This window comes from Paenibacillus sp. FSL F4-0243 (assembly GCF_037963295.1).
GTDB lineage: Bacteria > Bacillota > Bacilli > Paenibacillales > Paenibacillaceae > Paenibacillus_AQ.
The window spans coordinates 3,869,858-3,889,581 of the sequence record NZ_CP150151.1 but is presented as its reverse complement, the minus strand read 5'-3'; the positions used below and the strand labels follow the sequence as shown (position 1 = coordinate 3,889,581).

The 19,724-nt window shown below is 42.1% G+C and carries 20 protein-coding genes; 15 read left to right on the top strand and 5 right to left on the bottom strand.

Going from position 1 to position 19,724, the window contains the following annotated elements; genetic code table 11:
- Positions 1-19: 19 nt before the first annotated feature.
- A complete protein-coding gene (locus tag NSS87_RS17150) occupies positions 20-1,549 on the top strand; it encodes a Ppx/GppA phosphatase family protein (protein ID WP_339241559.1) in 1,530 nt (509 codons plus the stop codon).
- Here NSS87_RS17150 and ppk1 read toward each other — a convergent pair.
- Complete coding sequence (gene ppk1 / locus NSS87_RS17145; RefSeq protein WP_339241557.1) at positions 1,497-3,611, bottom strand: polyphosphate kinase 1; 2,115 nt, start codon at positions 3,609-3,611, stop codon at positions 1,497-1,499. The genes NSS87_RS17150 and ppk1 overlap by 53 nt on opposite strands.
- Before the next feature lie 400 nt (positions 3,612-4,011).
- On the opposite strand from ppk1, the gene NSS87_RS17140 reads away from it, so the two are divergent.
- Positions 4,012-4,671: a 3D domain-containing protein gene (locus NSS87_RS17140; RefSeq protein ID WP_149647339.1), complete on the top strand. Its 660-nt coding sequence runs from the start codon at positions 4,012-4,014 to the stop codon at positions 4,669-4,671.
- A 131-nt stretch (positions 4,672-4,802) separates the two neighbouring features.
- On the opposite strand, the gene NSS87_RS17135 is transcribed toward NSS87_RS17140, so the two are convergent.
- Positions 4,803-5,684 (bottom strand): polysaccharide deacetylase family protein, encoded by an 882-nt coding sequence (locus NSS87_RS17135; RefSeq protein ID WP_339241555.1) that lies wholly within the window; start codon positions 5,682-5,684, stop codon positions 4,803-4,805.
- Positions 5,685-5,869: 185 nt separating this feature from the next.
- Here NSS87_RS17135 and NSS87_RS17130 point away from each other — a divergent pair, with 185 nt between their 5' ends.
- The 8 genes from NSS87_RS17130 to glp all read left to right on the top strand — a co-directional run bounded on the left by NSS87_RS17130 (position 5,870) and on the right by glp (position 12,208).
- Positions 5,870-6,904 (top strand): NADH:flavin oxidoreductase/NADH oxidase, encoded by a 1,035-nt coding sequence (locus NSS87_RS17130; protein WP_339241552.1) that lies wholly within the window; start codon positions 5,870-5,872, stop codon positions 6,902-6,904.
- Positions 6,905-6,991: 87 nt separating this feature from the next.
- Positions 6,992-7,696, top strand: a complete 705-nt coding sequence (locus NSS87_RS17125) for a dihydroorotate dehydrogenase electron transfer subunit (RefSeq protein WP_339241551.1) — start codon at positions 6,992-6,994, stop codon at positions 7,694-7,696.
- Positions 7,689-8,621, top strand: coding sequence for a dihydroorotate dehydrogenase (locus NSS87_RS17120; RefSeq protein ID WP_339241549.1), 933 nt, complete (start codon positions 7,689-7,691; stop codon positions 8,619-8,621). Before NSS87_RS17125 ends, NSS87_RS17120 begins: the two co-directional genes overlap by 8 nt.
- Before the next feature lie 23 nt (positions 8,622-8,644).
- On the top strand, positions 8,645-8,983 hold the full coding sequence (locus tag NSS87_RS17115; protein ID WP_339241546.1) for a hypothetical protein: 339 nt from the start codon (positions 8,645-8,647) through the stop codon (positions 8,981-8,983).
- 70 nt (positions 8,984-9,053) lie between these two features.
- A complete protein-coding gene (locus tag NSS87_RS17110; RefSeq protein ID WP_076283572.1) occupies positions 9,054-9,722 on the top strand; it encodes a PspA/IM30 family protein in 669 nt (222 codons plus the stop codon).
- Positions 9,723-9,845: 123 nt separating this feature from the next.
- Positions 9,846-10,250 (top strand): DUF350 domain-containing protein, encoded by a 405-nt coding sequence (locus tag NSS87_RS17105; protein WP_094869154.1) that lies wholly within the window; start codon positions 9,846-9,848, stop codon positions 10,248-10,250.
- Positions 10,251-10,264: 14 nt separating this feature from the next.
- The gene (locus tag NSS87_RS17100) at positions 10,265-10,771 is read left to right on the top strand and encodes a DUF4178 domain-containing protein (RefSeq protein WP_042188751.1); all 507 of its coding nucleotides are present in this window, start codon (positions 10,265-10,267) and stop codon (positions 10,769-10,771) included.
- A 174-nt stretch (positions 10,772-10,945) separates the two neighbouring features.
- On the top strand, positions 10,946-12,208 hold the full coding sequence (gene glp, locus NSS87_RS17095; protein WP_339241542.1) for a gephyrin-like molybdotransferase Glp: 1,263 nt from the start codon (positions 10,946-10,948) through the stop codon (positions 12,206-12,208).
- Positions 12,209-12,438: 230 nt separating this feature from the next.
- On the opposite strand, the gene xerS is transcribed toward glp, so the two are convergent.
- Positions 12,439-13,521, bottom strand: a complete 1,083-nt coding sequence (gene xerS / locus NSS87_RS17090) for a tyrosine recombinase XerS (RefSeq protein WP_149647344.1) — start codon at positions 13,519-13,521, stop codon at positions 12,439-12,441.
- A 263-nt stretch (positions 13,522-13,784) separates the two neighbouring features.
- Here xerS and NSS87_RS17085 point away from each other — a divergent pair, with 263 nt between their 5' ends.
- From NSS87_RS17085 to NSS87_RS17070, 4 genes are all read left to right on the top strand, one after another.
- Positions 13,785-14,330 (top strand): GNAT family N-acetyltransferase, encoded by a 546-nt coding sequence (locus NSS87_RS17085; protein ID WP_052404316.1) that lies wholly within the window; start codon positions 13,785-13,787, stop codon positions 14,328-14,330.
- A gap of 184 nt (positions 14,331-14,514) precedes the next feature.
- The gene (locus NSS87_RS17080) at positions 14,515-14,616 is read left to right on the top strand and encodes a sporulation protein YjcZ (protein ID WP_197069683.1); all 102 of its coding nucleotides are present in this window, start codon (positions 14,515-14,517) and stop codon (positions 14,614-14,616) included.
- A 184-nt stretch (positions 14,617-14,800) separates the two neighbouring features.
- Complete coding sequence (locus tag NSS87_RS17075; protein ID WP_339241535.1) at positions 14,801-15,451, top strand: helix-turn-helix domain-containing protein; 651 nt, start codon at positions 14,801-14,803, stop codon at positions 15,449-15,451.
- 30 nt (positions 15,452-15,481) lie between these two features.
- A complete protein-coding gene (locus NSS87_RS17070) occupies positions 15,482-15,961 on the top strand; it encodes a flavodoxin domain-containing protein (RefSeq protein ID WP_339241532.1) in 480 nt (159 codons plus the stop codon).
- A gap of 289 nt (positions 15,962-16,250) precedes the next feature.
- Here NSS87_RS17070 and NSS87_RS17065 read toward each other — a convergent pair whose 3' ends face one another.
- The gene (locus NSS87_RS17065) at positions 16,251-17,186 is read right to left on the bottom strand and encodes a Gfo/Idh/MocA family oxidoreductase (protein ID WP_339241529.1); all 936 of its coding nucleotides are present in this window, start codon (positions 17,184-17,186) and stop codon (positions 16,251-16,253) included.
- Between the two features lie 114 nt (positions 17,187-17,300).
- Here NSS87_RS17065 and NSS87_RS17060 point away from each other — a divergent pair, with 114 nt between their 5' ends.
- Positions 17,301-18,257, top strand: a complete 957-nt coding sequence (locus tag NSS87_RS17060; RefSeq protein WP_339241528.1) for a WYL domain-containing protein — start codon at positions 17,301-17,303, stop codon at positions 18,255-18,257.
- 170 nt (positions 18,258-18,427) lie between these two features.
- Here NSS87_RS17060 and NSS87_RS17055 read toward each other — a convergent pair whose 3' ends face one another.
- The gene (locus NSS87_RS17055; RefSeq protein ID WP_339241526.1) at positions 18,428-19,663 is read right to left on the bottom strand and encodes an MFS transporter; all 1,236 of its coding nucleotides are present in this window, start codon (positions 19,661-19,663) and stop codon (positions 18,428-18,430) included.
- Positions 19,664-19,724 lie beyond the last annotated feature (61 nt).

Genomic DNA, 19,724 nt, shown 5'->3' with positions numbered 1-19,724 from the left:
GAAAAGGAGTACATACATAATGAGAGATGATCTGCGCCGGATAGGCATTATCGATATTGGTTCTAACTCCATACGTCTTGTAATCTATGATACAACGCCGGAGGGAGGCTATAAGATCATCAAGGAGTGTAAGTACTCTGCGCGTCTTAGTGAGAAGATTACGAAGGAAGGTCGACTGGAGCAGAAGGATATGGAGACGATCATCCCAGTCTTGCGCCAGTTTAAGGAGATCTGCAATGCTTTTGATGTAGAAACCATTCGTGCGGGCGCTACAGCGGCAATCAGAAATGCTGCTAACTCCAGTGAAATTATTGCCTTTTTATCAGAAGCTTCAACCATACCCATTGAGGTTATCAGTGGTCATCAGGAAGCTTACTTTGGCTTCTTAGGTGTCATAAATGCATTTAATGTTGAAGATGGTTATGTCATCGATATTGGTGGCGGGAGTACTGAAATCACACTTTTTCGCGGGCGGCGTTATCAACATAGTATTTCCTTTCCGTTCGGAGCGGTGAATACCAATCTTATGTTTGGTCAAGGTGGGAACTGGAATGGAGAGCAGATTCAGAAGCTCGAGACCTATGTTCTGGGGAGATTGGTAGAGCATGATTGGCTTAACTCAACAGCAGGTCTTCCACTGTTTGGTCTGGGAGGTACGGTTCGTTCTCTAGGTAAGCTGGATCAAAAGACTAGAGCATACTCATTACCTAACTCTCACGGTTACACCATGGCCAGTGAGACGATTGAGCATTTTATGAACACATTACCTTCAATGCCTTATGATAAGCGTAAAGACTTAGATGGGTTGTCTAAGAGTCGAGCAGATATCATCGTATCCGGGTTGATTATTTTCCATACGGTATATCAGTATATTGGGGCTAGCCAGGCTGTAATCAGCGGGGAGGGGCTCAGGGAAGGTATGCTACATGATCTACTGAAGCCGGAGCAACCGGTGCGAGACAGTGCGCTTGAATACAGTTTAAATACGATTATTCGGTTTGATATTCGTACTTCTAAACGGTATTTAGATCATATTAACAAGCTTGCTCTAAGTCTGTTTGACGCGTTCAAGGATGAGGTGAATAAAGCTGAACATGAGATGTTAATTTATGTATCCATCATGCTACATCGAACAGGGTCTAACATTAACTATTATCAATCTAAACGACACACCCTGTATTGGCTGATGAATTCACCGATTCGTGGACTGACACACCGCCAGCTTATCCTGTGCGCTATGATTGCCTCGTATAGCACAAAAAGCCGGAAGCAGAAATTGTCCCAGATGTATAAGGACATTTTACTGCCTTCCGACGAAGAGTGGATTCATAAGCTCGGATCGCTTGTACAGCTAAGCATTGCACTAGACAGCACCGAGATCGGAATTGTAAGCGGCCTGAAGGCTAATCTCCACGGCAATACTCTTAATCTGGATCTTGAGGGCGCTTCAGCGCTTCTGATTGGTCTAGAGGACATTGAGAACGCCTTAAAAGCATTTAAGAATGCTTGGGCGGTGAAGGTAAAACTCGATTTTCCTTCCAACGTGTAACATCCATTGCTGCGAACTGGCTCCGGAAAGGGGCCTTTTTGTCGTCTGGCTGCTCGTAATACCCATTAGGCTGTAAGAAGCTGGCCTTCACATTATCTTTAAGGGATAGTTCAAGAATCTTAACGATTTGTTTACGAATATTGCTGTCTCTTACCGGACACATCAGCTCGATCCGTCGGGTTAGGTTTCTAGTCATCCAGTCTGCACTAGATAAATACACCTCAGGCTTCCCGCCATTTTCAAAATAGTAAATTCTTGAATGCTCCAGAAAGCGGTCGACAATACTGCGAACCGTAATGTTTTCGCTCAAACCTTCAATCCCCGGACGAAGACAACAAACCCCCCGAACGATTAAATCGATAGATACACCGGCCTGTGCGGCACCATATAAATCGTCGATGACTTGTTGATTAGAGAGTGAGTTCATTTTGGCAATGATACGTGCAGGTCTTCCAGCTGCAGCATGCTCCGCTTCACGCTTCATCAGCTTTTGTAAGGAAAGGCTCATGTCCGTTGGAGCTACAATGAAGGAATTCCAGTCAAAATCAGCGGAATAGCCAGTCATTTGATTAAACAGCTCGGAAGCATCAAGTCCGATATCGCTTTGAGCAGTAAATAGACTGAGATCCGTATAGACTTTGGCTGTACTGTCATTGTAGTTTCCTGTGCCTACATGCACGTAACGACGTAATTCACGACCTTCCTGACGGACAATCAAGGTGACTTTGGCATGCGTTTTTAGACCAACAAGACCATAAACGACATGACATCCGGATTTTTCAAGTTGGCGGGCCCAAGCAATGTTACGTTCCTCATCAAATCTGGCTTTTAACTCAACAACGACTGTTACCTGTTTTCCGGATTCAGCAGCATTAGCGAGTGCAGTGATCAGAGGAGAGTTTCCGCTCACGCGGTATAAAGTCATCTTAATGGCCATCACTTGTTCGTCCTCTGAGGCTTGAATGATAAAGTCCGTCATCGCATCAAAGGATTCGTAAGGGTGATAGACCAGGACATCTCGCTCACGTAATACCTCGAAGAAATCCTCGTTCTCTTCAAATTCAGCAGGGTAGACGGGTTCAATGCTTGGATAGTTTAAGTAACTAAAGCCCTTAATACTGCCGGCGAAATTACGAAGGAAACTTAGATCTAGCGGACCTTCAATTTCGAATACGAAATCTTCAATTTCAAACTCAGCTTGCAGCTGTTCCAAGGCATATGGATGAATTCCTTTTTGTACTTCAAGTCTTGCTGGAACACCGCGGCGACGCTTGCGCAGCTCCTTTTCAATCTCTTCTAGAAGATCCTCGGCCCCTTCTTCGTCGATCGTGAGATCAGAGTTGCGGGTCAAACGAAATTCACTAACGGCAACGGGCTCATAACCACTAAATAAAGTTTGAATGTGATGACGGATCACATCCTCTATAAATACGAACTGCCGTTTCTTACTGTTAGACCGGTGTGGTAGCGGGATACATCTTGGCAGATTAGATGGAATTTGCAGAATAGCAAAAAAAGGCTCTTCTTCAAGGCCATTCTTACGAGTAAGAACTACTGCTAAATAGATAAATTGGCTATGAACGAGTGGAAACGGTCGACTCTGATCTACAGCCATTGGCGTAAGTACAGGATAAATGATATCCCGGTAATATTGTTCTATGGACTGTTCTTGTGCATGAGTGAGATCCTCATAATCAACAAAAACGATACCTTCTTTATGCAAACTCCGTGAAATATCACGGAAAATCCGGTATTGGTCGGCAACAATTTTGGTAACTCGCTTGATGAGACGTTTGTATAGCCCGGAAGGGGTGTAGCCAGTGAAATCTTTTTTAGTATAGCCTGCCCGGATTTGATCTTGAATTCCTGCCACTCGAACACTTATGAATTCATCAAGATTGCTTGAGACGATAGCCAGAAATCTAGCCCGTTCCATAAGCGGATTATCAGGGTCTTGAGCTTCTTTCAGCACGCGTCGGTTAAATTCGATCCAGCTCAAATCTCTATTGAGGTAAGCAGTGGCTGGGCTGCTTTGGTTATTTTTATTCTCTTCTGTATTCATGGGACCTCCAAATATGATTCGTTGTCTATATCTATTCTATTTATCATATTCTATCATTCTACTATTGGATAAAGCATGAAATGTTAACGCTATGTAAAATCTTCGGGAATTTTATATGATAATTTTAAAAAATGGTGCATGTATCTTTTAATGTAGTTTACATAATGAAAAATATGTTAACCACAATCCGAAAAAATGACAATATTGAAACTTGATTTTTCACAATGGTAACAATTACATAAGCACAGGTTACAAAATTGTGATATATTAAGTCCTGTCAGTTTTACAAAAGACTGCAACACATCAAGAAATCACACACGGGTTGTACATAAGTACTTAAAATGTACACGAGCGTATACGGAAGTGATACCGTTCACGCCCATCTAATGAGGAGGCAATTATGAAGAACAGATTTAGAACAATTAAAACACTTGCTGCAATTATGGGAATCAGTGCATTACTGCATGCCGTTCCAGCTCATGCAGACAGCGTTCATATCGCTAAGGATGGCAACACTTTTTATACTTTATCCAAACAATATAATGTAGGTGTGAATGAATTAATGAAAGCAAACCCAAACGTTGCAGCACTTAACATTTACGAAGGTCTTGAAATTACTATCCCTAGTAAGATGCAGGCTGAGTCCGTAACTACAACTGACAAATCACCAGTGATTACACCAAGTCTGAATGTAAACTCAGAGTCCAAAACAGTTGAAGCATGGGGTAAGTCCTTTAATTATGACAAATCGATTCAAGTCAAAGCTTCAGCTTATTCTTCTGCAAGCAGTGAGAACGGCGGATGGGGTGCAGTAGATTATTTCGGAAATCCTCTCAAGCTTGGAACTATTGCTGTTGATCCAAATGTGATTCCTCTCGGTACCAAAGTATTGGTGACAGGCCATTCACATGATGGATTGCCTAAAGATGCATTCTTAGCAACGGCAACGGATGTGGGCGGTGCTATAAAAGGCAATCGTATCGATATCTTTATCCCTGGTAGCCAAAGCTTTGTATCATCATTCGGTTATCAATATGTACAATTATACATTGTTAAATAGAAAGATAAAAATAGAGAGAATACCTATGAGATATGAAAAGTTCTAAAATAAGGTTACACAGGAAACGGAGGGAGTCCTTAGCGGCTGCCTCCGTTTTTTTGCGTATTATTAAATATATATTTTTGGAAAATTTATTTACTTTTGGACACTTGAAGTAATTGAGGAACGGTAACGAATGTATAGCCCCGCTTGCGCATAATAGTGATTACTTCAGGTAGAGCCTGAATCGTTCCTTGTAGATGACTACCTGGACCGCCTCCACCGTGCTGAAGAATAATCGCTCCTCTTCCAATATGGGCTAGAATATTATTTCTGACTTGGTTTTTGGAAAGTCCTTTCCAGTCCAATGAGTCCACATTCCAATTCACGAGCGTGTAGCCATGGCTTTTTGCCCATTTTAGCTGCTGTTCACTGATATCCCCATAGGGTGGGCGAATTAGTCGTGGTTTATATCCGGCCAAGGTTTGTATAATATCCTCGGTCTTTATGATCTGTGATCGAAAATCATTCATCGCAAGCTTCACAAACTGAGGGTGGTTATACGAGTGATTTCCAATCGCATGTCCTTCTCTAATCATTCTTTTCACCAAAGCTGGATGTTTTTTTGCTCGGCTTCCCACCACAAAGAAGGTTGCTTTGACATTGTATTTTTTCAGGATGTTAAGCAATTGGGGGGTAAATCTTGGATCAGGAACATCATCAAAAGTAAGTGCTATGACTTTATTCCGAGGTCCACTAGTCTTAAAAGTCTCTGGGTATTTGTGTAACAGCTGACTTAATGTCAGACCTTTAGTGTTTTTATTGCTGTTAAGCGTCGAACTATTTGTAGCAGCGCTACCTGCTGAAATTGCCGTATCTTCGTCTGAAGCGGGTACACTTTGTGTTTGTTCTTGCGGAGTCTTCTGACTCTGCACAGGCGCTGACGCAACCTCTGAAGAATAGGTTGGGAATAGCATAGTTATGATTGTTCCTAATACTATAAGCAGTTTCTGACCTCTCCGTTGAAAATACATCCCCATCTGCCTCCTTTACTACCTGATCACCGTCATATTCTTAATTGTTATCTCCATAGATGGGTAGATTTATGCTGATAACAATACAGTATTGGTTAAGATTTCTTGAAGGAACCAATGCGTGTATACTAATAGAACGGGGAATTCCCGAGTCAATTATAGATTACGGAAGGATGGAGACATGAATGTCTGATTTGTTTGAACCGTATGAATTGAAGGGGTTATCGCTGAAGAATCGTATTGTCATGCCACCTATGTGCCAGTATTCGGTGGATAAAGAGGATGGCATCCCTAATGATTGGCATTATGTTCATTATGTAAGCCGTGCTATTGGCGGTACAGGATTTATTATCGTGGAAATGACTGGCGTACATCCAGATGGTAGAATCACTAATCGAGATACAGGAATCTGGAGTGATTTGCAAATTGAAGCTTATCGTAGAATCACGGATGGTGTACATGCGTATGGATCAAAAATCGCTGTTCAATTAGGACATGCTGGACGAAAAGCTGTGGATGCAGAGCCGCCAGTGGCTCCATCAGCAATTCCTTTTGATGCTAATTTCAAAACGCCACAGGCCCTTTCTAAAAAAGGAATTTCAGAATTAATTGAGGCCTTCCGTGAAGGGGCGCGCAGAGCTATAGAGGCAGGATTTGATACGGTCGAAATTCATGGTGCACATGGTTATTTAATTCATCAGTTTCATTCTCCATTGACGAATACCAGAGATGATGAATATGGACAAGATCCTGCGTTGTTCGGAGAACAGGTAGTTAAAGCAGTCCGAGAAGTGGTTCCTGTAGACATGCCATTGATTATGAGAATATCTGCGAAGGAATATGTAGAGGGTGGATATGATGCTGCATACGCTCTGGATATTTGCCGACGGTATAAGAATGCTGGAGTGGATCTGTTCCATGTTTCTTCTGGAGGAGAAGGTCCTATAGGTTCAAATGGAGGGCCGGGTGCAGGCCCTGCTTATCAAGTGGATCTGGCAGAGTTTATCCGTAGTGAATTACAGGTGCCTGTAATTGCAGTGGGGCGGCTTGAATCCTTTACTGAGGCACAGTCCATCGTCGCGGAAGAACGGGCAGAGCTGATAGCCGTTGGCCGTGGGATGTTGAGCGATCCCTATTGGGCTTTACATGCGGAAGAGGCGCTTGGAAGCGTACGTAATGTCCCCAAACCTTATGAACGCGGGATCTGGAAAAAGGGATAGCGCGCTTTGAATGTGAAGTTTGTCACAGATTTTATACTCCTTCTAAGGCAATCTTAATAAAGATAAAATTTGAAGGAGCTTGATAACGTGGGGATGGTTTTAAGTAACGATCGGCTAACTGACGGAGTGTACCACCTTAAAGTTGAAACGAATAGCGGCGGTGAAATGGGTCAATTCTACATGTTACGGGCATGGGATGCTTATCCGATCCTTTCCAGACCGTTAAGTATACATGAAGTAAAAGAGGATAGTGTCGAATTTTTATATCACGTAGTGGGGGAAGGCACTGAGATATTTTCACGGTTGACTCCTGGTGACTCAGTGGAGCTTGAAGGGCCTTTTGGCACGGGATTCCCGCAGGTCGAAGGCAAGGTTGCACTTATTGGTGGTGGAATCGGAATAGCGCCGCTATATTATTGTGCAAAGCAGCTGCCTAGTTGTGATATCTTTCTAGGTTTTAGTCGGGAAGCTTACCGGACAGAAGCTTTTCGTCCATTAGCAGCCGAGCTTACAGTAGATGTAGGCGGATTTATTTTGGATCGTGTGGATTTTAGTCAATATGATCATGTTTTCGTTTGCGGCCCACATCCTATGCTTAAAGCTGCACAGCTTAAAGGAATAGCGGCCGAAGAGGCGGGTAGCAATACAAAAGTTTATCTCTCTCTAGAGAATCGAATGGCTTGCGGCATTGGTGCCTGTCTTGTTTGTAGTGTTTCTTGTCGTGATGGTCAGCGAAAAGCCTGTGCAGACGGACCCGTGTTCCTTTCTGAGGAGGTGATTTTTCATGACTAAGATGAGTACAACTATTGCAGGCGTTCATTTTAAGAATCCGATTGTAATGGCTTCAGGAACATTCGGCTTTGGCCGTGAATATGGAAAGCTGTATGATGTATCTTTGCTAGGTGGAATCTCAGGGAAAGGGCTCACCCTCCATCCAAAAGCAGGTAACCCTGGCACTCGAGTTTATGAGACAGCCTCTGGCATGCTGAATAGTGTAGGATTGGAGAATCCCGGTGTAGCTGCGTTCTTGGAAAAAGAATGCCCTTGTTGGGAAACACTCGATACAGCCCGTTTGGTGAATCTTGGGGGCGGGACGCTTGAGGATTACGTACTTGGAGCAGAAATAATCCAGCGTGATGCAGATTTTCGATTAAGCGTAGGTAAACCAGCTGTTGATATGATTGAGTTGAATATTTCCTGTCCAAATGTAAAAGAGGGTGGAATTGCATTTGGAATCAAGACTTCAGAAGCGCAAAAAGTAGTACAAGCTGTTAGACGTGCCACTAGGCTACCACTTGCGGTAAAGCTGTCTCCAGGTGCTGAGAATATCGTTGAGATGGCGCAAATGTGTGAGGCAGAGGGAGCAGATGCTGTCTCGCTGATCAACACCATTTCCGGGATGAAAATTGATGTGCGACGGAGAAGTAGTGTATTTAATAACTTGTATGCCGGACTGTCCGGACCAGCGATTAAGCCAGTTGCTTTGCGCATGGTGCATCAAGTCGCACAGAACATATCTATTCCAGTAATCGGAATGGGGGGCATCACCACAGCTACTGATATTATTGAATTTATTATGGCAGGTGCTTCGGTAATCCAAGTAGGAACCTACAATTTCATGAATTTGAGAGCAGGTAGCCAGCTTGTTGAAGAGCTTGAGCAATTCATGGTTCAAGAGAATATTCAATCCTTGGATGAAATACGTGGCATTATATAAAGTGGAGTAGTGAGGAGATACTATTGACTTCTAACAAGATTAACCCCGAGGATATTGAGCTGACGGCGATGCCTGTCGGACGTGATCTTTTACTCGTAATTAGTGGGGGCGTTCGTCATATTGGAGCGGCAAGTACTGCGTATTTAAATGGAGAGCGGGTGGAAGTGCAGACCTCTGCCGTTCCTCATCATAAAGAGCATACGATAAGCGAAGATATTGCCATTAGGGTAGCTGAGGCTTTAAACAGGACGGTCACAGTGGTTATGGGCATTCATTACGACGATCTCACGAAAGAAGGTATTAAAGAGGTCGTTGAGATCGTAAATAATAAAGTAATTCAATATTTAGCGCAACAAATGTGAAACGGGATTGGCAATTCTGCGTAAAAGATATCAAGTGAGTATTTAAATTATCTTTTGGAGGAATGAAACCATGTCTATATTTAAAAGATTGCGCGATTTAACAATGTCTAACGTGAATGCGATTATCGACAAAGCAGAAGACCCGATTAAGATGACCGATCAGTACATTCGTGATATGACCGAAGATTTGGAAGATGCAGAAAAAGCGGTAGCGGCTCAAATCGCTATTGAGAAAAAGTTCAAGCAGCTTTATGAAGAGCAGGAAGCGCTTGTTAACAAACGTACGCAACAGGCACATGCTGCAGCTCAAGCTGGTAATGTTGACCTTGCTCGCCGAGCTCTGGAAGAGAAGAAGGCTGCTGAAGCTAAACTGGTAGAATACAAAGCTAGCTTCGATCAGAACAAAGCATCTGCGGATAATCTTCGTGGGAAGCTTGACGAAATGCGTAAGCAACTTACTCAAATGAAGAACAAACGTGAAACCTTGGTTGCTCGTTATAATGCTGCTAAAGCTCAAACCGAAATTAATAAAGCGATGAGTGGTTTCAGCTCTGATTCCGCATCTGCTGGCCTGAAACGTATGGAAGAAAAAATGATGCAAGCAGAAGCTCAAGCCGAAGCTAGCAACGAGATGAGCTCGGGCAACAAATCACTTGATGATGAGTTCGAGAAGTTGAACAAAGATCAAGCAGTAGAAGATGAATTGGCTGCTCTGATGAAACAATACGAGAAGCAATAACATTTGATCTTAGCCGTTTCACGGCTGATGTTCACAGGCGAAGGGGAGACAGTAATTTCGTTTCCTCTTCGCTTTATCTATGCTTATGACAGCATGCAAAATGAATAAGCGGGGGCTATTAGAATGGATTTCCATATCCTGGTGTCCATGGTCGTGTGGACAGTGAGCGGCGCGGTGTTGCTGTTTGTGCTGATGTTCGTAGATTCACTCTTCACTCGATACAATGATTTAGAAGAGTTAAAGGCTGGAAATATGGCAGTTACTACACGTTTTGTAATGAAGCTATTGGCACAGGCATTCATTTTATCATCATCGATAGCTGCTTCTAACAGCCTGCCAGATGCTTTGCTGATCTCGATTGTATCTTTTTTTCTTTTGCTTATTTTGGAAAGAACGGTCCGTCTCCTCTTAGCTAAATGGGGGAATCTGGATCTGGATCATGGTACACAGCTTGGCAAAATCGGGTACGGCTTATTATCAGGCTCACTGCAAATTACGGGAGCTTTAATTATTTCTGCATTTATGTAGGGGGAACGATCAAGTTGAGTATATGGAAACGTATAGGTAATCTTTTCTCCAAACCAGCGGCACAGGAAGTTCAGAAAAGTATGCTTAATTTGTCTCCCGGAGACATCTGCGAAGTATCGCTCGTTACCTACGAGGTTACCGGCAGGACTCATAATCGTGGACGAAATGCGGTAGTGCTGACATTAAGAGATGGTAGTCAAATTGCCTATTTGCATATTGAGGAGCGGGAACAGCTGCAATATGGTTTATATAAACCTATTGATGGGCGCTTAGATAATCCTGCTGAGGTTCCAACAACACTTGAACTGGACGATTATACATTTTTTCTGGAGGAAGAGTATGAAGGATATGTTGCTGCCCTAGGCCAAACCCCTTTTATGAATGGTGGAGAGCAGCATGTATGGCAATATCAGTCAGATGATTCTCGGCTTCTGCGTGTAGAATGGCAACATGGACGGTTCATGCTGTATGAAGGGGAGAAAGTAATTCCTGGTGATGTGAAGGTAATTAGAGCATCCTAGACATGAATCGTAAGAGATGTGATCTTGAGATCGCATCTTTTTTTTGTAATTACGTAGATGAAATCGGTAAAGATTTAATGTCGTTTCCACCATTCATTTTACTTCAGGATAGCACATGTTAAAATAGTACCTATTGTACTGCAAAAAACGGACGATTTAGAGCGGAGGTATGGTATGAAGGATCATAAATTTCAGCGCAGAGCGCTTCAAGTAAAAGAAGCACAGGCCAAAATAATCAAATTTGCGAATCCGCTAGAGTCACAGGAGGTCTCATTGAATGAGGTCTGTGGACGTTATTTGGCTGAGGAAGTGATTGCGCCACATCCTTTTCCCGCGTTTAACCGTTCTAGCATGGATGGATATGCAATTATTGCAGCAGATACCAATCACTGTGTAAATGGACAAGTCGTATGGTTAGAAATGGTGGACAATATTCCATGTGGCGCTGTGGCTTCGGTAGATATAACTTCGGGAACAGCAGCAAGGATAATGACTGGAGCACAAGTGCCGTTAGGGGCAGATACTGTAGTTATGCTAGAAGTAACGGAGACACGTGAGGAGGAAGGAAAGACTTACGTAGGTATTCGAAAGAAGCAGGAAGCGAAGTCTAATATCACACCGATGGGGCTGGAGTTAAGCTCTGGTGAGCTAGTGCTGCCAGCGGGACGATTAATCTCTGCGGGGGATATAGCTGTTCTGGCAGCGTTTGGCATACATACAGTGAAAGTCTATCGTCGGCCCAAGGTAGCTATCTTTGCGACAGGCACAGAGCTGCTAGAGGTACATGAACCACTACAGCCTGGAAAAATTCGAAACAGCAACTCACCCATGCTCGAAGCTTTAGTCAAAGAGGCAGGTGGGGAGCCCGTGATGCTGGGATCTATTGTGGATGATCTGGAGCTGGCTCGAAGTAAAGTACAGATGGCGCTGGAAACCTATGATTTTGTAATCACTACGGGTGGAGTATCGGTAGGAGATTATGATATTATGGGCGATTTGGTTCGTGAACAGAGTGGAGATATGTTATTTAATAAAGTGACGATGCGTCCGGGGAGTGTAACCACTGCTGCTGTTAGAGGTGGTAAGCTGCTGTTAGCCCTATCAGGTAATCCAGGTGCTTGTTTCGTTGGTTTTCAATTGTTCGCACGTCCGGTTATCAGATTAATGCAGTGTGCGTCACAGCCGTTCTTACCAGAATGGAGCGCCACACTCGGTGCAGATTATAACAGAGTAAATGACTTTACCCGATTTGTTAGAGCGCGATTAGAGATCCGTGAAGGCAGCCTTTATGCCATTCCAGCAGCGATAGACGAATCTTCCGTGATGGTCACGATCAAGGATAGTGATTGTCTGATTGTTGTTCCACCAGAGGAACGAGGCTTATCTGCGGGTGCTAAAGTGACTATTATCAAGCTTCCGGGAGAAATACGCGGATAGGATAAAGGTAAAATGCTTTTTGACATTAACAATATGACGGAAATAGCTAATTATCTAATATGCCAACGATATTATTTACAACATTTCAATATATGAAAAATTCACAATAGAGAAGCTAATAATTCAACATAATGCTAATCTGATCAGTCTTTATAAACCATGTAAAAAGAGAGCCGGCCACACCTTTTCCATAAAAATCGGATAGGGTATGGCCGGCTTTTCGCAAAAAATTAACTATCCAAACGCCGTTCAATCGCCTCAGACATCGTTTTGTCCGTGAGATGAGCATAGATCTCGGTTGTTTCTGTCGAAGCATGCCCGAGCTGTTCTTTCGTTTTATAAATATCGTTTTGCAGATAATAGTCTGTTGCAAAAGAGTGACGAAGCTTATGAACCGTTAGATAGGGCTTACCAAAGCGTTTTGCATATTTAATAATCATTTCTTGAATGGCTCTTTTGGTCATACGTTTGCCTTCTTGCCGTCCATTGGGCAAAGCGATAAATAAAGCTTTTTCCCTCTTCGGCGTTTTATAACGGGATTGACGGAGGCTTAAATAAAGAGCTAAATCCTCTTTAGCTTGTTCTCGAAAATAAACAGGAGTTTTGAAGGTTTCATCATTGTTCCCTTTTCGGGTGACATAGATCAGCTTGTTATTAACATCCAGATCATCTACGTTTAGATTGACTACTTCGGATACACGAAGACCAGAATTCAGAATTAAGCTGGCAATACAGGCATCGCGTTCACGATTTAATTGAAAGGAGTAATAGGCCTGCTTGTTTCCTTCAACATCTCGTCCATATCCTTCGAAAATGTACCCCACGAATTCCAGTAGTTCCTCATCCTCCAGAATCTTGCCCTTTAATTTAGCAGCAGTATCCTTAGGCTTATGCGTTCGTTTAACTTCAACCTTAGCCATAATGTTTCGCTTAAGCAATGGATAGAAGTTCTCGTCCTCAGCGATTTGACTTAAATAATGAAATAAAGAGCGTAATGCGGACAGCTTACGGGACACGGTTACTCGTGTATTGGTTCCCTCAGCTCGGGTAGTGAGGTGTAGGCGGTATCCAACAATACTATCCATATGCAGGGTTTCTAATTCCAGCAGAGTGATCTCTGTATTGGAGCTGGCCTGTGAGAGGCCTTCTGCACGCAGCCATCCAAAAAAGGACTCATAGTCCCGAATATACTCCAGCAGGGTGGAAGGGGATAGATCAGGACGCTTATAATCAATAAACTGCTGAACGAACCAAGGCATGAGAGGTAGCTTTAGATCCAGTTTTTTACGGTCATCGTTCTTTTGAACGCTCATGTGATTCACCTTTTCCATAGTTTGCATATCATTTCTTCTTTCTATCTTATCATGTTTTGTCCAAATATAAGAAAGTATAAGTTTCACACCATACTTTATGCCTTATATTTCTCGCAGAAACGGAAACCGTCCCAATAAGGACGGTAAAGCCGGTTCTTCTTGTCCCATGGCTTTGATCAAAGCTATTTACTAGTGATGAACTTGCTCCTGAAGTAACTAAGTTATATGATGTGTAGTAAACATAAATGGCAGAGGTGCACTAAATGGAACTTGGAATGGAGCTGGTTCCCAAAGAGCGGAAACAGACGATAAGCAAACTAATGCAGTACTATTTATATGATTTCACCCGTTATCTGGAGCTTGATGTAGATCAAGATGGAGTATATCCAGCTTATCCGGGATTAGAATCATTTTGGAGTAGTGGCAACAATAAATTTGCGTATTTGTTTAAAGTAGACGGGAATATTGCCGGATTTGCTTTGGTAGAACGGTTGTTGTATGATCCCGAAGGGCAATTTTACATGACTGAGTTTTTTGTGATGCAAAAATATCGCCGGAGCGGTGTGGGGACCTGGGCCGCGCATAAATTGTTTGATATGTATCCAGGCGACTGGAAGGTGTCACAGGTACGTGCGAATACGCCTGCCCGTAGTTTCTGGCATAGAGTGATTGGAGAGTACACAAATGGAGAATTTAAAGAGCGTTTTAATCCGCCTCAAGGAAATCCGAGTCAATACTTCAACACATTAACTAATAATAAGGTTAATGATTGTAAAGGTAACAGCGATGATGTAGTCATGAAAAATTAATGGTTATCTCACGATAATTAAGATAAACGCGGAAATAGTTTACATAATAATTATTATGTAAACTAACAATGAATAACCCAACAGCCTTAACAGGATTGTTGGGTTATTTTTGTTCATTTCACCCAAGCACAGAGTGGGATTTAGCATATCTTATGGTGTACTCAATTACAAAGGAGGAGTTAAAATGGGCGAATTCGCAGGAGGATATGGTGGATTTACTTCCACAGGAGCGATTCTGGTTCTGTTTATCCTGTTGGTTATCATTACTAAAACTCTTTGTCTGTAATCCTTTAACATCATGAAGTGTGGTTCCGCCAGTCTATAAGGACTGGCGGATTTTTCATGTTTGGATATGACAATAAGGGTTGGGTGGTTTGCCTGTGACTTACTATATAGAAAAGATCGTTATAAATTATATATATTTAACAGTGTTCAATGAATAAACGATGTTCAAATTATAAGGAGACGTCATGATAACTAAAGAACAACGGCAAATGCGTGAGCGTGAGGAAATGAAGAAAAGAATTTTAGAGGCTGCGGCCTTGTTGATTGCAGAGGAGGGGATTGAAAAGCTTTCTATTCGCAAAATTGCAGAGGAAATCGAGTATTCTCCGGGTATTATTTATCATTACTTTCAGGGTAAAGATGAAATTGTGGTGAGATATTTGCAACAGAAATATACAGATATGGTTGACGGGCTTCAGTCTGTACAACGAAAGGCAGAGCATGAACTGCCACCAGAGATGCTTTTGAGACAATCGCTTGAGCAATGGATCAGGATGACCCTTACCACAAGTGTTGAGTACCGTAATGTTATGCTAAATGATACACCGGCTGTTCTTAGTTACACAGCAGTTCTATTCAAGGGAGCTGGTCAGGAGCGTAAAGCGATAGGTATGCTCTGTCAATGTCTATCTAGGTTCGAATCGAAAGAACAACATATGGAATCTTCGATAGAGCTCACTGCTCAAGTGATGTGGAGTGCTGCGTTCGGATTAATTATGCGTTTGATTGTGGAAAAGGATTTGCCAGAAGATCAGGTTGAAGCACTGATATCTTGTTATTTGGATTCTATGGTTTCAATAGCAACCAGGGAGATACGTGAGCCTTTAACACAGTAGGATGATCAGAGGGTGGAGGGAAAAATCAGAATGAAGACGATTATTATTTATACTTCTAAATATGGATGTACGGAGAAAGCTGCCTATTTATTGAAAAATCAATTGGATGATGAGACTGAAGTAGTTAATTTAATGCATGCTAAAGAGCCTAGATTAGAACGGTACGATACTGTCATCTTAGGTGGGTCTATTTATTTTGGGAAAATACAAAAACAAATGACGGAGTTTGCTTCAAAATATCAAAATGAACTAGCTAATAAGCGCGTTGGATTGTTTATTTGTGCAGGAGCGAAGGGGGAGCAAGCCATACAAGAATTGAAATCTTCATTTCCAGAGAAGCTGTATAACCAATCAATTACAAAAGAAGTGTTCGGTGATGAGATTTATGAAGAGAAGATGACTGCATTAGATCGAGTGGTTCTGCGAGTGGTAAAAGGGAAGAATAAGAGTGTAAATGGATTATCCAAAGAGACGATAGAACGTTTCGCACTTGCGCTAAAGAAGCGGTGAACGAGTGTGGAAAATCGATTTCCTATAATTAGTTAACATAATATTTATTATGTTAACTAATTATAGTTTCAGATACCAATTATCATTAGTTAGGAGATGGGGGGCTTATAAAAAGTATTGATTTTTGATTTTATCGCTATTATTTTCCGCTAATTCATCATATGAAAAATTCACAATAGAAAAGTCAAAATCCACTACTGTCTCACCCTAGACACTACACATCAATAAACAATTCACCTCACCCTACAAACAAAACCCCTGAAAAAGGATATAACATCCCTTGATCCATTTATACAAGCTTTTTTTCAATGCAAATAGCTAGTTCTAAAGCTTGTATCGCATTGTCTAACTCAATTATTGATGAACTACCCTCCACTAGACATTGGAGTGCATACTCCAAACTTTTTTCATAGGGATTAGCTGGTTCTAACAAAAGATCTTGTTTACCTACAGCGGTATATTCAATTAATGAGCTTTCAACAGCTCCATTCATGTTGTCACTCTCTTGATAGACAAGCTTGCCTTGTTCAAAATAAGCCTCATACCCTACGGTAAAAGGATACGAAGCCGGCATTTGTGAAGAAACAACGATCTCTGCGGATACAGGAGGTTGTTGAAAAATTGCACGGACTAAGGCTTGATTACTTTTACCACCATCGGATCCCCAAACCGATTGCGGCTCCATAGACCCCAGCATCCAGGTCACAAAATCCAATTCGTGAATCATCAGATTTGTAGCGATAGCGTGCAGACCGAGGTCACCCCACAAAGGAGGCGTCTCTCTTTTTAAGGTAAGAGATAAGAGTTTTCCGTATTTCTCATTATGAGTCGCTTCGTAAAGATATTTGTACGCAGGATCGAATTTAATAAACTGGTTTACGAGAATTCGCGAATCATACAGTTGTTCAGCTTCCTTCATCGCAAGAGCATCTTCTAAGTTGTAGCAAACCGGTGTCTCACATAATACATGTTTTCCATGCTTAAGCGCATCGACTGTATACTGCCTATGTAAAAAAGAGGGCAAACAGATATCAATCACATCGATGGTGGAATCAAGCATAATATCGTCAATATTGGTAGTTATCTCAACGCCAAAAGATTGTTTTAGCTCCTGCAGCTTAGCTTCGTTCCGACCAAAGATAATTACTTTGTCTACTCGATCCATTGTCGTCCATAACTGCGCATGATAAGCTCCGAATCCAGTTCCCAATACGCCTATATTCATGTGTATCAGCTCCTTTAATGTAATGAACTAATCATAACCTTCTATTGTTGACAACAGCTTGGCAAGAATTATGATGTATACTATAAAAAAAAAAGAAAGATTTGGAGGCTCCCCATGCGCTTGCATCGTTTGATTGCAATTTTATTATTAGTGGAATCAAGAGGGAAGATGAAGGCCAATGACTTAGCTGAAGCCTTGGAAACCTCCGTACGTTCTATCTATAGAGACATTGATGTATTAGCTGAAGCAGGAATACCACTGTTATCCACGCCGGGACCGAATGGTGGCATCTCCTTGATGGAGGGGTATACTGTTAACCTAAATCAGCTTCATGGGGAAGATGTAATCAATCTATTTTTAACAGGAATGGGGATTCATACTGGCGGACATACAGATTCCGGATTAAAGCTAAAGACAACCCTCTTGAAATTAGAAAAATCATTACCCGCTTCCTATCAAAATGATATCCAGAAGGCACAAAGACGTTTTTATTTTGATGATACACCTTGGTGGACAGAACGCTTAGAGATTCCATGTCTGGAATCGATTCGAACTGCTGTTTGGAGATCTCTGAAACTACAGATTGAGTACCACAAGATTAACGGAATCATCTCGAGCAGGAAATTACAGCCCTATGGTCTAGTTGTGAAAAAAGAAGAGTGGTATCTTATAGCCTACTGTGAAGAAATCGAACAAACCCGCACGTTTAAATGTGAGCGAATCGCCTCTACACAGCTTATAGATGAAGAGTATGCTATCCCTCAGGACTTTTCATTAGAAAGGCACTGGAAGCAGCAGGAGAGGGGATTCAAGCAAGCTTGTAAAGAGGAAGAGATCTACCCAGTATTGATTAGAACGGATAAGAGGAGAGAGGCCTCGCTACACGGGGTGGAGATTATGAATAGAGTAGAGGAAGGAGATCAAATAACCCTTACTGTAAATATGTATAGCTATGATAGTGCATGTACGAATATTTGGGGAATACTTGGACAAGGCGAGATTGTGGAACCTTTGGAACTGAGACAATATGTGAAAGTACAGGCGAATTTGCTACAGGAGGTTTACAATTAGCATGATTTTTTTGTGAAAAAGGGACCGTTTCGATTGCATGTTCTGCAATGAAACGGTCCCGCTCATTTGTGAATAGGCTTTATTCATTCAATAAGTTTACATAATAATTAATATGTTAACTAATTTGGGATTGCCCCATAATAACCTTTAGATTTAAAAAATTTAGCCTTTTATGTGCTAGCGTCTACGCCAAGAGATAACTTCTCTCTGGCAGTAAGCCTCTTGTGCGCTACGATTAGAAAAGGAAGACCTATAGCCGTGGTTAAAGCGAGTGGCAGGAAGATCGTAAGGCCATTCTGAGCTCCATAATGATCCAACAACACTCCGCCGAAGATAGGCGCGATTACACTCCCCAAATTGTTAAAGCCAATCGTTCCAAAGTACGTACCCTTCATTTCTGGCTTCGCGATCCGATCAATTAACATATCCATCATCGTAAAGAGCAGTACTTCTCCTATCGTAAATAGTACGACACTAAACATTAGAAGGGCTACACCTTCAGCTAAACCTACTAAGAGAAGACTAATAGCAACACAGATATTTCCGAGAATCAATGGAACAATCGGTGAGAATTTACTTGCAGTACGTACGATAGGATACTGTACCACGAGTACTGTAATGGCATTGAGTGACAACATATAGGAGAATAATTGCCCACCATTTGTGAAATGGGTGTTCATTGCTAAATATTGCGCCATAGTTGAACCAAAATGTCCGTATCCAAGTACACAAAAGATTGTACCAAGTAGAACTGGCAAGAATACACGGTCTCTACCGGTTGTTGCCAAGGCTTCAAGTAAACGTGGTGGTTCAGCTTGTGTATGACTCTGCATGGTTGAACGATGCAATTTAAATTGGACGAATAATACAAGTCCATATGCAACATATACAACACCAGCGATCATAAAAGGAAACGTTGATTCGGCAGAACCGAGCTGTACTCCAATAATCGGACCAAAAACAACACCAAGGTTAATCGCAGCGTATCTAAGATTGAATACAAGTAGCTTACTTTCAGCAGGGGTAATGTCGGATAAAAGTGCCCGTGATGTGGGCTCAAACACGGATCTGCATAAACCGTTCAGGGTGTTGACCAAGAAGAACACCCACAGATGTTGTGCAACAGAGAATCCGAAGAATACTGCCGCCCAGCCAAATACGGAGATTAACATGACAATTTTGCGGCCTACAATATCCGAGATATATCCTCCGTAGAAGCTGGCCATTACCCCCGCCAGAGAGCTGACGGCTACCGTAATCCCCGTTTGTGTGGGGGTGGCTCCAAGGACTTGGGTTAAATAGATGGATAAGAACGGAATGCTCATTGAAGTTACCAAACGTCCGAACATCGTACCGACGATGATGGTCCAAGCTAGTGGGTGAATATGCCTAAGATGCTGGTTCATAATTGAAAAGGTCTCCTAATCTGATAGCTATAATTTAGTACTGCATATTCATTAACGATAT

Bases quoted from the DNA above. Each gene is read 5' to 3' on its own strand.
- ppk1 (WP_339241557.1), bottom strand. From the start codon at position 3,611: ATGAATACAGAAGAGAATAAAAATAACCAAAGCAGCCCAGCCACTGCT.
- NSS87_RS17055 (WP_339241526.1), bottom strand. From the start codon at position 19,663: ATGAACCAGCATCTTAGGCATATTCACCCACTAGCTTGGACCATCATC.
- NSS87_RS17075 (WP_339241535.1), top strand. From the start codon at position 14,801: ATGATAACTAAAGAACAACGGCAAATGCGTGAGCGTGAGGAAATGAAG.
- NSS87_RS17060 (WP_339241528.1), top strand. From the start codon at position 17,301: ATGCGCTTGCATCGTTTGATTGCAATTTTATTATTAGTGGAATCAAGA.
- glp (WP_339241542.1), top strand. From the start codon at position 10,946: ATGAAGGATCATAAATTTCAGCGCAGAGCGCTTCAAGTAAAAGAAGCA.
- NSS87_RS17070 (WP_339241532.1), top strand. From the start codon at position 15,482: ATGAAGACGATTATTATTTATACTTCTAAATATGGATGTACGGAGAAA.
- NSS87_RS17110 (WP_076283572.1), top strand. From the start codon at position 9,054: ATGTCTATATTTAAAAGATTGCGCGATTTAACAATGTCTAACGTGAAT.
- NSS87_RS17150 (WP_339241559.1), top strand. From the start codon at position 20: ATGAGAGATGATCTGCGCCGGATAGGCATTATCGATATTGGTTCTAAC.
- NSS87_RS17120 (WP_339241549.1), top strand. From the start codon at position 7,689: ATGACTAAGATGAGTACAACTATTGCAGGCGTTCATTTTAAGAATCCG.
- NSS87_RS17080 (WP_197069683.1), top strand. From the start codon at position 14,515: ATGGGCGAATTCGCAGGAGGATATGGTGGATTTACTTCCACAGGAGCG.
- xerS (WP_149647344.1), bottom strand. From the start codon at position 13,521: ATGAGCGTTCAAAAGAACGATGACCGTAAAAAACTGGATCTAAAGCTA.
- NSS87_RS17065 (WP_339241529.1), bottom strand. From the start codon at position 17,186: ATGAATATAGGCGTATTGGGAACTGGATTCGGAGCTTATCATGCGCAG.
- NSS87_RS17130 (WP_339241552.1), top strand. From the start codon at position 5,870: ATGTCTGATTTGTTTGAACCGTATGAATTGAAGGGGTTATCGCTGAAG.
- NSS87_RS17085 (WP_052404316.1), top strand. From the start codon at position 13,785: ATGGAACTTGGAATGGAGCTGGTTCCCAAAGAGCGGAAACAGACGATA.
- NSS87_RS17140 (WP_149647339.1), top strand. From the start codon at position 4,012: ATGAAGAACAGATTTAGAACAATTAAAACACTTGCTGCAATTATGGGA.
- NSS87_RS17105 (WP_094869154.1), top strand. From the start codon at position 9,846: ATGGATTTCCATATCCTGGTGTCCATGGTCGTGTGGACAGTGAGCGGC.
- NSS87_RS17135 (WP_339241555.1), bottom strand. From the start codon at position 5,684: ATGTATTTTCAACGGAGAGGTCAGAAACTGCTTATAGTATTAGGAACA.